At 32.0% G+C, this 15039-nt stretch carries 10 protein-coding genes; 9 read left to right on the plus strand and 1 reads right to left on the minus strand.

Going from position 1 to position 15039, the window contains the following annotated elements:
- Position 1: 1 nt before the first annotated feature.
- Genes A8975_RS03700 through A8975_RS03715 form a run of 4 tightly spaced genes read left to right on the plus strand, consistent with a single transcriptional unit; the run spans position 2 to position 6009 of the window.
- Positions 2-1627: a class I SAM-dependent DNA methyltransferase gene (locus A8975_RS03700; protein ID WP_134198717.1), complete on the plus strand. Its 1626-nt coding sequence runs from the start codon at positions 2-4 to the stop codon at positions 1625-1627.
- The gene (locus A8975_RS03705) at positions 1624-2856 is read left to right on the plus strand and encodes a restriction endonuclease subunit S (protein ID WP_134198718.1); all 1233 of its coding nucleotides are present in this window, start codon (positions 1624-1626) and stop codon (positions 2854-2856) included. Before A8975_RS03700 ends, A8975_RS03705 begins: the two co-directional genes overlap by 4 nt.
- Positions 2853-5132: an ATP-binding protein gene (locus A8975_RS14505; protein WP_166667438.1), complete on the plus strand. Its 2280-nt coding sequence runs from the start codon at positions 2853-2855 to the stop codon at positions 5130-5132. The genes A8975_RS03705 and A8975_RS14505 overlap by 4 nt, the downstream gene beginning before the upstream one ends.
- On the plus strand, positions 5119-6009 hold the full coding sequence (locus A8975_RS03715) for a hypothetical protein (protein WP_134198719.1): 891 nt from the start codon (positions 5119-5121) through the stop codon (positions 6007-6009). The genes A8975_RS14505 and A8975_RS03715 overlap by 14 nt, the downstream gene beginning before the upstream one ends.
- A 236-nt stretch (positions 6010-6245) precedes the next feature.
- On the opposite strand, the gene A8975_RS03720 is transcribed toward A8975_RS03715, so the two are convergent.
- Positions 6246-7025, minus strand: a complete 780-nt coding sequence (locus tag A8975_RS03720; protein WP_134198720.1) for an XRE family transcriptional regulator — start codon at positions 7023-7025, stop codon at positions 6246-6248.
- Positions 7026-7077: 52 nt separating this feature from the next.
- Between A8975_RS03720 and dinB the strand changes: the two genes are divergently transcribed.
- From dinB to era, 5 genes are all read left to right on the plus strand, one after another.
- Positions 7078-8292: a DNA polymerase IV gene (dinB, locus tag A8975_RS03725; protein WP_134198721.1), complete on the plus strand. Its 1215-nt coding sequence runs from the start codon at positions 7078-7080 to the stop codon at positions 8290-8292.
- Positions 8292-11276, plus strand: coding sequence for a DNA polymerase III subunit alpha (locus A8975_RS03730; protein WP_134198722.1), 2985 nt, complete (start codon positions 8292-8294; stop codon positions 11274-11276). Before dinB ends, A8975_RS03730 begins: the two co-directional genes overlap by 1 nt.
- A 52-nt stretch (positions 11277-11328) precedes the next feature.
- The gene (locus tag A8975_RS03735; RefSeq protein WP_134198723.1) at positions 11329-12072 is read left to right on the plus strand and encodes an SOS response-associated peptidase; all 744 of its coding nucleotides are present in this window, start codon (positions 11329-11331) and stop codon (positions 12070-12072) included.
- A 301-nt stretch (positions 12073-12373) separates the two neighbouring features.
- On the plus strand, positions 12374-14026 hold the full coding sequence (locus tag A8975_RS03740; protein WP_134198724.1) for a solute:sodium symporter family transporter: 1653 nt from the start codon (positions 12374-12376) through the stop codon (positions 14024-14026).
- Positions 14027-14120: 94 nt separating this feature from the next.
- Positions 14121-15002, plus strand: a complete 882-nt coding sequence (gene era, locus A8975_RS03745) for a GTPase Era (RefSeq protein ID WP_131506517.1) — start codon at positions 14121-14123, stop codon at positions 15000-15002.
- The last annotated feature ends 37 nt before the right edge of the window (positions 15003-15039 follow it).

Raw genomic sequence — 15039 nt, forward strand, 5'->3', positions numbered from 1 at the left:
AATGACAAAAGACATCAACAACGAACCCTTTGTAATAAAAACCAAAACACTTATAGACGAGCTTAAAGCCGTTTGTGCCAGTTATGGTTTGGGTAATGATGGTAATGAGTTTAAAATCATTAGCCAGATATTTTTATACAAATTTTTAAACGACAAATTCGCTTATGAGGTTAAACAGGTAAAGCCAGAATTGGCAGACGTGGAGCATTGGGAAAAGGAGCTGGCAAACATACCAGATACAGAATACCAAATGTTACGTTACCAAATGAGCGATAGCACCGCGTTTTTGTTGCCACACCAATTAATACCAAATCTATTTGAACGCCAAAACGAACCCGATTTTGCCAAAACCGTAGACGATACCTTAATGGATATTGCGGCAACCAATAACGATTTGTTTGCTGTAAAAACCGAAGACGGACAAAAAATACGCCTCTTTGACCGTATTACCGAGTTTGTAAGTAGTAAGCGAGACGCTTTCGCAAAAGCCTTATTTAACAAATTGGTGATTTTCAATTTTGAAAATATAATGGGCGAAGGCTTTGACTTTTTCTCTACCATTTTTGAATATCTAATTAAAGACTACAACAGCGATGCTGGTGGTAAGTATGCCGAATATTACACACCACACGCTGTATCTAAAATTATTGCCAACATCTTGGTACCAGAACCTGTGAGTAATAAAACCATTTACGACCCAAGTGCTGGTTCAGGAACATTGTTAATGAATTTGGCGCACGCCATAGGCAACGATAAATGTACGGTGTACTCACAAGACATCTCGCAAAAATCGTCTAACCTGTTGCGTTTAAATTTAGTACTGAACAATTTGGTGCACAGTATAGAAAACGTGATACAAGGAAACACAATGACCGATCCGTATCATAAAAAAGATGGCGATTTACGAAAGTTTGATTACATCGTAAGTAATCCACCATTTAAGCTCGATTTTAGTGACGATGTAGAAACCCTAAAGAAAAAGGAAAACAAAAACCGCTTTTTTGCAGGTGTACCCAATGTGCCTAAAAAGGCGAAAGACAAAATGGCGATTTACACCTTGTTTTTACAGCACATAATGCACAGCCTTAATGCTACAGGAAAAGCCGCTATTGTAGTGCCCACAGGTTTTATTACTGCACAAAGCGGTATCGATAAAAAAATACGCCAAAAACTGGTAGACAACAAAATGTTGGCAGGTGTGGTAAGTATGCCCTCTAACATATTTGCAACTACAGGTACCAATGTCTCTATTGTGTTTTTAGATAAGGAAAACAAGGAAGATGTGGTTTTGATTGATGCCTCTAATTTAGGGACTACGGTAAAAGAGGGTAAAAACCAAAAAACACTATTAAGCGAAACCGAAGAAGACCAAATTATTGAAACATTTACGAACAAGACCGAAGTGGAAGATTTCTCGGTAGTGGTAAAGTACGATGATATAAAAGCAAAAAACTACTCCTTAAGTGCTGGACAGTATTTTGAAGTAAAAATTGAATATGTAGATATTACTGCGGAAGAGTTTGATGCTAAAATCAAAAACTTTGAAAGCAATTTAGAAGAACTGTTTGCTGAAAGTGATACGTTGGAAAAAGAAATTCAGAATAATTTGAAGAGTTTGAAATTATGACTGAGTATCTTTTAAGCGATCTTTTAAAAATAAAGAATGGTAGAGACCATAAACATCTTGAAGATGGTGAAATTCCCGTTTTTGGTAGTGGTGGAATTATGCGGTATGCAAACGAATCTCTTTATGAAGAAGAAAGTATTTTACTACCACGAAAAGGAACATTAGATAATATTCAGTATACCAATAAGCCTTTTTGGACAGTAGATACAATCTATTATACCGAAGTTAATAAGGTTAAGGTTGATGCTTATTACTTATATCATTATTTGAAATTATTGGATTTAAGCAATCTTAATTCAGGGACAGGTGTTCCAAGTATGACCTTTGGAGCGTACTATGGTATAAAAATCAGCCTGCCTGAATTAAAAGTCCAAAAACAAATCGCCAAAGTCTTATCCGATTTAGATGCCAAAATAGAAGTCAACAACAAAATAAACCAAGAGTTAGAGGCACTCGCCAAAACCATTTACGACTATTGGTTTGTCCAGTTTGATTTTCCAGACCAAAACGGTAAGCCCTACAAATCTTCTGGCGGCAAGATGGTGTATAATGAGGAATTAAAACGTGAGATTCCTGAGGGGTGGAATGAAGGGAAATTTGGAGAGTATGCAACAGTAAGCTCAGGATATGCTTTCAAATCTTCAAATTGGCAAACAAAAGGATGTCCAGTTTTAAAGATAAAAGATATTACCGAAGAAGGAAAGGTTAATACATCAGATTTGGCTTATGTATCAACGGAAATCGCAAAAAAAGCTAATCGTTTTAACTCAAAAGAAGGTGATGTAATTATAGCTATGACTGGTGCAACTATTGGAAAGTTTGCAATAATTCCAGATGATGATTATTTGATTAATCAAAGAGTTGGTTTGTACTCACTAGGAAAAGAAAGATTAAGAAGGCTACCTTTTTTATATTCATCATTAAAACAAGAGTATTTTAGGCTTCAAGTATTTAAAATAGGTTCTGGTGCAGCGCAACCTAATATAAGTGGAGAGCAATTAGATAATATTCCTTTAATATTTCCTAAAGAAGACTTAATTAAAAAGTATAACCAAAAGTTTGAGCCTTTTTTTAAGAAAATATTAGAAAATCAAAAAGAAAACCAAAAACTCGCTGCCTTACGCGATTGGTTGTTACCTATGCTTATGAATGGGCAGGTTACCGTTGGTGAGGCAAAAGAGGAGTTGGGTATGGTTGCGGAGGATAATGCTAAATATGGTGAGGTATGAGGTTGGCGGCGGTTTATATACTTGAGCATTACCTATTTGATGGACCACAAACAATAAACCTAATAGGTAAATACTTCTATTCCTTTGAAAAAAAGGAAAAAGAAATTGTAATAAATAGAGTTAAAAATAAAAATTATGTTGAAAGGCTACATGAATATCGTATAACCGAATTTTCTGCAATTGTTGGTGCTAATGGCAGTGGTAAAACTACCCTCTTTTCTATAATTAATAAATTTAATGACTACACTAAATCAGTCTTTATTTATGAAAACGAGGAAGATGAGCTTACTATTGAAAATAGAACAGGTAAAGTTAATGAACATGGAAATATTTCTGATTTAGATAATTATAAGATATACTTTGAAAATAATAAACTGGAAACAATAGTCAACGTTGATATACCAATTCTTTATTATTCACCAATAGCAGATAGTGATCTTTCTAGGTTTAGCTCGCCAATATCTAAAACTACTCATTTTAAGTCAACTCTTGCCGAATATTACTTGGATAATGTAGAACGGTCACTTCTGCTTTTGACGGATGAGGTGGTAAATGAAATCAAAAGTGTTTATCCTCAACTTCCTCTTTATGATTATTTAAGGGTGTTTGCTAAACCTCTAAATAAAAGAGATTTGAGAAATACTTATGGAGGGTTTGAGAATGAAGGAGACATTGAAAAAATTCAAAAAAGTAGTTTAGATAAATTATGGAATGAATACCCAAATAAAGATAAAGTACATTTATTACATGAAAGTAAGGACTTTTTTAAGGATCTAGAGGTAAATATTTTTTCATATTTAATTATTGATGGTACTTCAATTCAAACAGCCTTTAATGGTGTTTATGAAGTCCCATTCGATGATATTATAAAGGAAAAGGACTTTTTTAAAAAACTAGATCATTTCTTCTTTCATAAATTGGCCTATATAGATAAATATATTTATAAAGAACTAAGAAAAAACTATAATGATAATTATTATCACAATTTGCTTTATGTGTTCGAAGAGACCAATTTTGATGGGGAATTAAAGAAAAAAAAGGATAAAATCCTTTTGATAATCAGTGAATTAAAAGATAAATCATCGAGCTTCAAATCTCAAGGTCTAATTGACTATGTATCCAATAGTTTAGACTCATTAATTGAAAAGGATTTAATAGGTGAAGAATTTACAAATATAAGTCATAATTTAACTAATTACATAGATCATATGTTTAATAAATATGATGTTAAAGATAGTGATTTGGGAAAAATGATAGAGTCTGATTTGACTAAAATAGAAGAAGGTATTAACAAATCTTTCGATGAAATTTTTGAGGCTAGATTTGAGATTATTGATCAATTAAAATCAGGGGCAAAACGCGCTATTCGTCTTTTTGATTCAATTATAAACCTTTATTCAAGTTTGCAATCAATCATAGATAAGGAAGGGTTTAAATTAGGTGAGGGAGTTTTAAATGTGGATCTTCAAGTGGTAGATTTTGAAGGGTTCAAGGAGGTGATGCAATTGTATAAAAGAGTAATTCAAGAGCTTAATACTAATTCGGTTATTGATGCACAATTATTAGAGTTTAGACCTAATAAAAGATTATCATTTGGGGAAAAGTCATTGATAAACCTATTCAGTAGCCTCTATGAGTTTACAATTAAAAAGCATCATCATATGCGTCGCAAAGAGCATTATATTTTGCTGTTGGATGAAGCAGATTTAGGTTTTCATCCTTTATGGAAAAAAGGATTTGTAAGTGTGATAGCAAAGGTGACACCTTTAATTTTACAAAAATTGAATGACGATATAGATAATTCAAAAAATCCAAACTTAAATAATCGTAAAATACAAGTAATAATATCTACACATGATTGTTTAACTCTTTCTGATATTCCAAATTATAACATAACATATATAGAAAGAGAGAATGATGGAACTACTGATAATATTCGCATACTATCTCAAAAAGAAAAACCGACAAAATCATTTGGAGCTAACATTACAGATTTATTAGCAGATTCTTTTTTTATTGGAGATGGTTTAGTTGGAGATTTTGCAAGAGATAAGATAGAAGAAGTTATCAATTGGTTAAATTCTGAAAAATTGGATGATGTTGTTACATTAGAATTTGCAGAAAAGGTTAAAACTATAATCGAGATAATAGATGAACCAATTTTAAAGACTAAGCTGCTGGAGATGTATGGTGAAAAAACAGGTGAAAATGTAAGGGATAAAATATTGGATGAACAGATAGCTTATTTAAAAAGTTTGAAGAGTGATAAACATTAATAATAGGTCAGCCAAAAAAGCAAAAATTATTCATTTGAATAATCTAAGAGCAAAGGTTTTAAAGTCTAAGCATTTAAATAGTTTGCCTAATTATATTTTAAAGTTTATAAAAGCTAATCTGGATGAATTATTATCTGCCAACCCTCTTGAGTTGACTGAGCTAAATAAAAAATATTATAGTATTCAAAAATCAAGCAATAAGAGAAAGTATGATTCAATAATTAAAAAAGTCTTCTCATATAAAAATTTTAGTAAAGATAAAAAAGAGTATAATCTTAATGATCTTTCAAATAATATTTCAATAAAATATTGTCCATATTGTAATAGACAATCTACCATAAATGTCAGAGCAAATTTAATCAAACCAGATTTTGATCATTATTTTCCTCAATCTAGGTATCCTATTTTGGGACTTTCGTTTCATAATTTAATTCCCTCATGTACTGTTTGTAATAGTAGATTTAAATTAAATAAACCCTTAAGATTAAAGTTCTATCCCCATCCCTATATGGATAACATAATTGAAGATTTTAATTTTTCATACAAGTATGACATCAACTCAAAAAATACAATTTCGATTATCTTAAATAAAAATAACCCAATCCCACCAAAAGTTATTAGGCATTTAAAACTGTTTAAGATACTGGAGACTTATAATGCTCACAATGATGAAATTTTTGATTTGATAAAACTCAAGCAAATATATTCTGATAGATATTTACATATTTTATCATCACAAACATATACTGGTTTAAAAGTTTCTCAAAAAGAGTTATATAGATTAGCCTTTGGAGTTTTTTATGATAGTGAAGATTTTGGCAGTAGACCGTTTAGTAAACTAAAAAAAGATATTCTGGAAGAGCTTAATATAATTTAGTCTTGAAAAATCAGAAATTGTAAAAATGGTTACACTACCCAAGGAGCTAACGTCAATTCTAATTGAAAAGAATTTCTTTAATCAAGAACATTGTGATTGTTTGTCTTTATGTAATATATTATGACAATAAAATAATGTTAACCTATTGTTTTAATTACGGCAAGTTAGTGTTAAAAACAATACACTAAAATTAGTTTTGGTATTTTATACAATTAAAGTTTAAAGTATCTATAGTCTTATTTTATCTTTAAATTGTTTTCCAAAGCCTTTAACTCAACACCAAGTTCATTAAACATACTAAGAATACTACTAATTTTAAGTTCTTCCTCTGAATATTCTTGCGTATTTATACTACATGTAAATTCCCAAATTTCTAAAACCTCGTCTATAGGCACACTGTAGTCGTTATAGGTTTTGTTATCTGACATCAATAACAATGACCCATTAAAATCTATATTGTTCATTACGCGTTTATACACCATACCATCATTAAGTGTAACCAATACATAGGTGCGTCCTGTCTTAATTTCATTTCTATCTTCTATAAATCTACCTACAACAAAAGCTCCATCCTTCATAGGTAACATAGAATCTCCTTTTATAGGAAAAGCTCTGTGCTTTCCAGTAGGTAAAAAAGGCAACTTTATCTTTTGCAGCTGTTCAATATATTCAGGATCATCATAGCCACTTAAATATCCAGCAGATGCTTTAGCAGGAACAATTTCGATTAAATCATCACTATCAGTATCTACAGTTATAGGGAATAAAACACGTTGATTACCAATTTCAATAAATGATGCATCCTTAGATTTAGTTAAATCATTTTTCAATAGTATGTCTATAGGCAATTTAAAAAAATCGGATAGTTGTATTAAAAACTCTATAGTAGGTGCTGATCTATTTTCCTCATAAGAACCAATCCTAGACCTTGATACGTTTAGATGCTCAGCTAACGCTTCTTGAGTTAACCCTTTTAGCTTTCTAAGATGACGAATATTTTTTGCTACAATTTTCATAATACTACAAATATAAGCAATAATTGCTTTAATATGTAGCTAATTTTGTGTTATGGAAAAGAATATTTTACATCTGGATTTAGATACATTTTTTGTTTCATGTGAGCGTCTTATTGATAGGCGTTTACAAAACAAACCATTATTGGTTGGTGGTACTGGAGACAGAGGAGTTGTAGCTGCTTGCAGTTATGAAACTCGATCTTTTGGTGTTCACTCTGGGATGTCTATGAAAGTTGCTAGAAGATTATGCCCTGAAGCAATAGTTATTAGAGGCAATTCTTCCATTTACACTAAATATTCGCACACAGTAACAGAAATTATAAAGGAGAGTGTTCCTGTATTTGAAAAAGCTAGCGTCGATGAGTTTTATGCAGACCTATCAGGCATGGATAAATTTTATGGCTGCTACAAATACGCCTCTGAATTACGGAAAAGAATTATTAAGGAATCTGGACTTCCAATTTCATTTGGTTTGTCAACAAATAAAATAGTCTCAAAAGTTGCAACTGGAGAAGCAAAACCTAATAATCAATTAAAAATCGATACAGGATTTGAAAAAGAGTTTCTTGCGCCTTTATCGATTCGAAAGATACCATCTGTTGGAGAAAAGACGTATCAAGTTTTACGTAATCTAGGAGTCGACACAGTGGGTGTTGTACAACAAATGCCTTTAGAAATGATGGTAAGTGCTTTGGGTGTAAATGGAAGAACGATTTGGAAACGTGCACATGGCATTGACAATCCACCTCTAGTACCATTTCATGAACGAAAATCAATATCAACAGAGCGTACTTTCAACAAAGACACAATCGATATTAAAGTATTAAAGACTACAATTTTTGCAATGGCTGAAAATTTGGCCTTTCAATTGAGAAGAGGCAACAAATTAGCTGGCACTATAAGTGTAAAGATTAGATATTCAGATTTTAACACCTACAACAAACAAGTAAAAATACCGTATTCAAGTGCTGATCATATTATAATTCCTAGAGTACTTGAGTTATTTGAAAAACTATACCAGCGTCGCTTATTAATCCGATTAGTTGGTGTTAAAATTAGTGATATAGTAAGTGGTCATTATCAAATCAATCTATTTGATGATACTGAAGAAATGATTAGTCTTTATAATGCCATGGATAAAGTAAGATTGCGTTATGGAGAGTTAAGCATTATGAGAGCTTCATCTATGGGAGCTAAAACTATTGGTCGTTTTAATAATCCTTTCAGTGGTGAACCTCCAGTGTTACTGGCACATCGAAAACAATAATGTATTTAAACTGCCACACATATTATTCCTTACGTTATGGCACGTTTTCTGAAATTGAACTTTTAGAGCTTGCCAAGGAGAACAATGTTGATGCTTTAGTGCTAACAGACATCAATAATACTTCGGCATGTTTAAACTTTATTAGAAAAGCAAAAGAATTTAACATTAAGCCTGTAATAGGAATTGACTTTAGAAACGGTAACGATCAATTATTTGTAGGTATAGCTAAAAACAATGAAGGGTTTAAGGAGTTAAACCAATTTTTATCTTACCATTCTGAAAATGATATAGAGTTACCTGATGTACCTACTAAAACACTAGGTAATTGTTATTTAGTCTATCCTTTTGAAAAAGTCTTACAACTTGAAAAAAATGAGTTCAAACCTAACGAGTTTATTGGTGTCTCGATTGAAGAACTTAAAAAGTTACGCTTCTCAAAGTTGTTAAACCTCAAAAACAAACTGGTTGTACAACAACAAGTAACCATTAGAAACAAACGAGACTTCAATGCACATCGACTGCTTCGTTCAATTGATAAAAACTGTTTATTAAGTAAGCTAGATAAATCTGAAGAATGTTTAGCAACTGATAAAATGCATCAAAAAGAAAGTTTAGAAGATGCTTTTAAAGATTTTACATTCATATTAAATAATACAAAAAAGATACTTGATAGCTGTACAATAGACTTTTCATTTGGCAATGAAAGAGTATCACAAAATTTAAAATTGTATACAGACTCATCTAAAACTGATTTTAAGTTATTAGAGAGCTTATGTTTTAAGAACTTAAACAAACGATACACCGACCCTACAAATGAAGTTTTGAAACGATTAGACACTGAACTTCACACTATCAAAACATTAGGCTTTGTTTCTTTTTTCCTTATCAACTATGACATTGTTAATTACGCAAAAAGTAAAGGATATTTTCATGTAGGTCGTGGTAGTGGAGCTAATAGCATTGTAGCCTATATTATAGGTATAACTGATGTTGATCCAATTGAACTCGATCTTTACTTTGAGCGTTTTATAAATCCTTTTAGAGCTTCACCTCCTGATTTTGACATTGACTTCTCTTGGAAAGATAGAGATGATGTTACCGCATATATTTTCAAGCGTTTTAACCATACAGCTTTGATGGCTACCTACAACACCTTTAAATATCGTGCAGTGGTTAGAGAATTGGGCAAAGTTTTTGGTTTACCTAAAGAAGAAATTGATAAACTTAGTAAAGGAAATTATAGGCAATCCGATTTAGACGAACTATCTCAATTGGTTTTACGTTATGGAAAATTAATCGAGGGATTTCCTAATTACCTTAGTGTACATTCTGCTGGAATAATAATTTTAGATAAGCCTGTACATTATTATTCTGCAACAGATTTACCTCCTAAAGGTTTTCCTACTGTTCAGTTTGATATGATTATTGCTGAAGATGTAGGCATATTTAAGTTTGATATATTAGGGCAAAGGGGTTTAGCTAAAATAAAAGATGCATTAGAAATTATTAAAACCAATAGACCTGAAGTTAATGATATTGACATTACAAATGTTGAAGCATTTAAGACTGACAAAAACATCAACCAACTTCTAAAAACAGGTGGTGCAATTGGAGCGTACTATGTTGAGTCACCTGCTATGCGAGGTTTAATGCAACAACTCCAAACTGAAGATTACTTGGGCTTAGTGGCAGCTAGTTCTATAATAAGACCAGGTGTATCTGGTTCAGGAATGAAAGACGAATACATTAGACGCCATAGAAACCCTGAAAAACGAAAAGATGCGCATCCAATATTATTACAAATAATGCCAGAGACCTATGGTGTCATGGTTTATCAAGAAGATGTATTGAAGGTTGCCAATCAATTTGCAGACCTCACCCTTGGGGAAGCGGATATATTACGTCGAGGTATGAGTGGAAAATATAGATCGCGAAAAGAGTTTTTAGAAGTAGAACAAAAGTTCATTTCAAATTGTAGAAACAAAGGGTTTGAAGATGACTTAATTTTTGAAGTTTGGAATCAAATTAAAAGTTTTGCTGGTTACGCTTTCGCTAAAGGACACTCAGCATCTTATGCTGTTGAAAGTTATCAAAGTTTGTTTTTGAAGTGCTACTACCCTTTGGAGTTTATGACTGCAGTTTTAAATAATGGTGGTGGGTTTTACAGTACAGAACATTATCTACATGAAGCTAAACAACAAGGTGCTAAGATTTGTTTGCCATGCATTAATAGAAGTGACCATCCCAATAGATTAATTGGTAGTTCCATTTATTTAGGGTTTGGGTATTTGAAAAATTTAGAGACCTATACCATACAAAGAATCTTAAGTAATAGACAATTATTTGGCGATTACAAGTCTCTTGATGATTTTATAGATCGTGTTTCTATTAGCATTGAACAATTAACAATCCTCATACGCATTAATGCATTTAGATTTACAAAAAAGCATAAAACCGAATTGTTGTGGCAAGCTATTTTTAAACTAAATGCCCAAGGCTCTAAAACAAAACAAGATCAGCTATTTAAAATTCAACATAAGAAATTTGAGCTACCTAAATTAAAGACTAATTGGATTGAAGATGCTTATGATGAAATGGAACTACTAGGTTTTCCATTATGCAATTACTTTAATTTAGTTAGTGAAAAAATACATGGTGGTATTACAGCAAGTGAGATGAAAAACCACATTGGTGAAAATGTAATTATATATGGGAGTCTTGTGACTACCAGATTTAATAGAACATCACAAGGTAAATTAATGCGGCTTAGCACATTTATAGATCAAGAAGGTAAATATTTTGACGCTGTACACTTTAGTAATATTGTAGATAAATTTCCTATTAACGGTCTAGGAGTGTACATGTGTTACGGTTCAATTAAAGACCGATTTGGCTTTTATAGCATGGTTATCGTATCAAGTAAAAAAATGGGCATAATTAGCGATCCACGTAACGCATCCTTAAAACATCTTAAATCAATATAGCCATAAACTTCGCCTAATCCATTTGATTTCTTAATTTTAAGAAAAAATAAACATGTGTTTTCATACTAGTACCACTAACAAGGTTAAAAAATTAGAGAAACATTTTAAAGTAGGTGTTGTTGACCCTTCAATGGAATCTTATTTTGACAAACCTACTTATCATCACAACGGTTTTTCACACCCAAACATGCTGGTAATACCACAAGAGCGTTCGGACGTATTAGCTCCTGGGATTTGGGGTATTGTCCCTAGTTATAAAACGAAAGATGACATAAAAGATTACCACAAAGAGGCAGTCCGTTATGGAGGAGGTCTAAACGCCCGATCAGAAAAAGCATTTAATCATTTTATATACAAAAATGCCATAATGGAAAAGCGTTGTATAATTCCTGTTTCTGGTTTTTTTGAGCCACATGATTATAAAGGAAAAAAATATCCTTTTTATTTCAAAAATAAGGAAGACTATCCTTTAGCATTAGCAGGTCTTTATACAGTTATTGACACATACATAACTTTTACAATTTTAACCAAAGAAGCTTCTCCTCTATTTGCTAAAATTCATAATAAAAAGAATAGACAGCCTTTAATATTGGATGAAGAATTGACCCACAATTGGCTATCTGTAGATTTAAACGAATCTGAAATAGAGGACATACTACAATTTAGTTATCCAGAAGAACAGCTTAGTGCTTTTCCTGTAAGTAAAGATTTGTTTAGTCCAAAGGTTGATAGTAATAAAAAAGAAATAATTGAAGAAGTAAAATATTCAGAATTATCTGAATCTTTAATGAATTAATATTCATTTGCTATATTTGTTTTTATTAATTAGCGTATACAATTCCGTATACGGTTTTATAGTGTGAAGTGTAATTAGGGCTTGCTTTTGAGGTGGTTTTGAAACTCATAACCCGAAGGTCACTGGTTCGAGTCCAGTTCCCGCTACAACAAGCCAAATACGAAAGTGTTTGGCTTTTTAATTTTATGAAAAGTCTGAGAATACCAATTATAAACTATATTTTAGTTACTTTTATAAATTAGAGGCATTGAGCATAGTTTTTTGCCCTTTATAACTAACTAATATTTAACGTAACATTATTATGATTGGAATTCTATCCTTTGTTGGGTTTACTGCGCTTGTGGCTATAATTTCCTATTATGCAACGCGTAAAACTGATGAAAAATCTTCCGATGGATACTTTTTAGGAGGACGAAGTCTAACTGCAGGAGTTATTGCAGGATCTTTATTATTGACTAATTTATCAACCGAACAAATTGTTGGTCTTAATGGTAGCGCATATACTGATGGTTTATCAGTAATGGCATGGGAAACCTTAGCAGCTATTGCTATGATTGTAACTGCTATTTTCTTGTTGCCAAGATACCTTAAAAGTGGACTAACAACAATTCCTCAGTTTTTAGCAAATAGATTTGACGTCTCTACTAAAACTATAACATCAGCTTTGTTTTTGACGGGTTATGTTGTGGTATTGCTACCTGTAATTTTGTACTCTGGTTCTGTAGCAATTAGCGGAATGTTTGATGTGCCAACACTATTAAACGTTTCAGATTCTTCAGCTCTGGTAATTTGTATATGGGGAATTGGAATAATTGGATCTATTTATGCAGTTTTTGGAGGCTTAAAAGCTGTTGTAGTATCAGATTCAATTAACGCAATAGGTTTATTGATAGGAGGAATATTGATACCAGTTTTCGGATTAATGGCAATTGGTGATGGTTCGGTTTTTGGAGGTTTAGAAACACTTATGTCTGCAAACCCAGAGCGTTTTGATTCTACAGGTAACCCAGGACAAGAGGTTCCTTTTTCAACCATTTTTACAGGAATGATGTTGGTTCAGTTATTTTATTGGGGAACCAACCAACAAATCATACAAAGAGCACTTGGGGCTAAAAACTTAGCTGAAGGACAAAAAGGATTAGTACTTGCTTCATTTATAAAAATTTTAGGACCATTAATTTTAGTGCTTCCAGGTATGATTGCCTATTACTATTTTGAAGGTGGACTTGCTTCTAGTGATTTAGCGTATCCTGAATTAGTACGAGCTGTATTACCTAAATATCTTGTTGGATTTTTCGCAGCAGTGTTGTTTGGTGCTATTTTAAGTTCTTTTAATAGTGTATTGAATAGTTCGGTAACATTGTTTGGTATTGATATTTACAAACAACATATCAATAAAAATGCCGATGAATCTACAGTTGTAAAATATGGTAAAATCTTTGGAATATGCTTAGCATTGGCAGCAATGTTTATTGCTCCTATGATAGAAAATGCAGGAAGCTTATTTAAGTATTTACAAGAAATTAATGGTATTTACAGCATTCCAATACTTACAATTATTGTTGTTGGATATTTAACCAAAAGAGTACCAGCCATTGCTGCTAAAATTGGTATTATATCAGGATCAATAATGTATATTGTCAGTCAGTTCATAATTGGTCCAAATAAAGTAGAAAAAGCATTAGAAGCTGCAAAAGCTTCAGGAGTTACAGATCCTGCTGCATTAAAGTTGGTAGAAGCCGAAGCATATCCACACTTTTTGCACATTATGGCTATCTTGTTTGTAGCTAACATTATAATAATGCTTGTGATTGGATATTTCTTCCCAAGAAAAGAAGCTTATGTGCAAGAGTATACTGAGCAAGTTGATATTACACCATGGAAACATGTAAAGCTTGTAGGCGGATTAATTACACTTATAGTAGTTGCTATTTACGTCTATTTTTCAAAGTAAAATAAACCTCAATTAACTTAAAAAACCTTTCAAATAGCTTGAAAGGTTTTTTTATAATATTAAGCTGTATCTTTGCCAACAAGAAATAATGAAAATGCATAAAGCTGGATTTGTAAATATTATAGGAAACCCTAACGTTGGTAAGTCAACACTTATGAATGCGTTTATAGGTGAAAAATTATCAATAATAACTTCTAAGGCGCAAACTACTCGTCATAGAATATTAGGTATTGTAAATGGAGACGACTTTCAGGTAGTTTTAAGTGATACACCAGGAATTATAAAACCAGCATATGAGCTTCAAGAATCCATGATGGATTTTGTAAAATCTGCTTTTGATGATGCCGATGTATTAATCTACATGGTTGAAATAGGAGAAAAGGAATTGAAAGATGAAGCCTTTTTCAAGAAAATCACCAATTCTAAAATCCCTGTTTTATTATTATTGAATAAAATAGATACTTCTGACCAGCAACAGCTAGAAGAGCAAGTCCAATCTTGGGCAATAAAAGTGCCAAATGCTGAAATTTTTCCTATTTCTGCATTAGAAGGATTTCAAGTAAAAGAAGTATTTAACAGAATTATAGAGTTGCTTCCAGAGTCACCACCTTTTTATCCAAAAGATCAGCTTACTGATAAGCCTGAGCGCTTTTTTGTTAATGAAACCATTCGCGAAAAAATACTTTTACACTATAAGAAAGAAATTCCTTATGCTGTAGAAATTGATACCGAAGAGTTTTTTGAAGAAGAAAATATTATTAGAATGCGTTCGGTAATTATGGTAGAGCGCGATACTCAAAAAGGTATTATCATTGGACATAAAGGCTCTGCTTTAAAACGCGTAGGGATTGAGGCTAGAAAAGATTTAGAAAAATTCTTTGGAAAACAAATTCATTTAGAATTATATGTAAAAGTCAATAAAAATTGGCGTACAAATACAAATCAATTAAAGCGTTTTGGGTATAACCAAAAGTAAAACACTTTTTTATCTAAAAATACTGCAAACTAATATT

Source organism: Meridianimaribacter flavus (assembly GCF_004366715.1).
Classification (GTDB): domain Bacteria; phylum Bacteroidota; class Bacteroidia; order Flavobacteriales; family Flavobacteriaceae; genus Gaetbulibacter_B; species Gaetbulibacter_B jejuensis.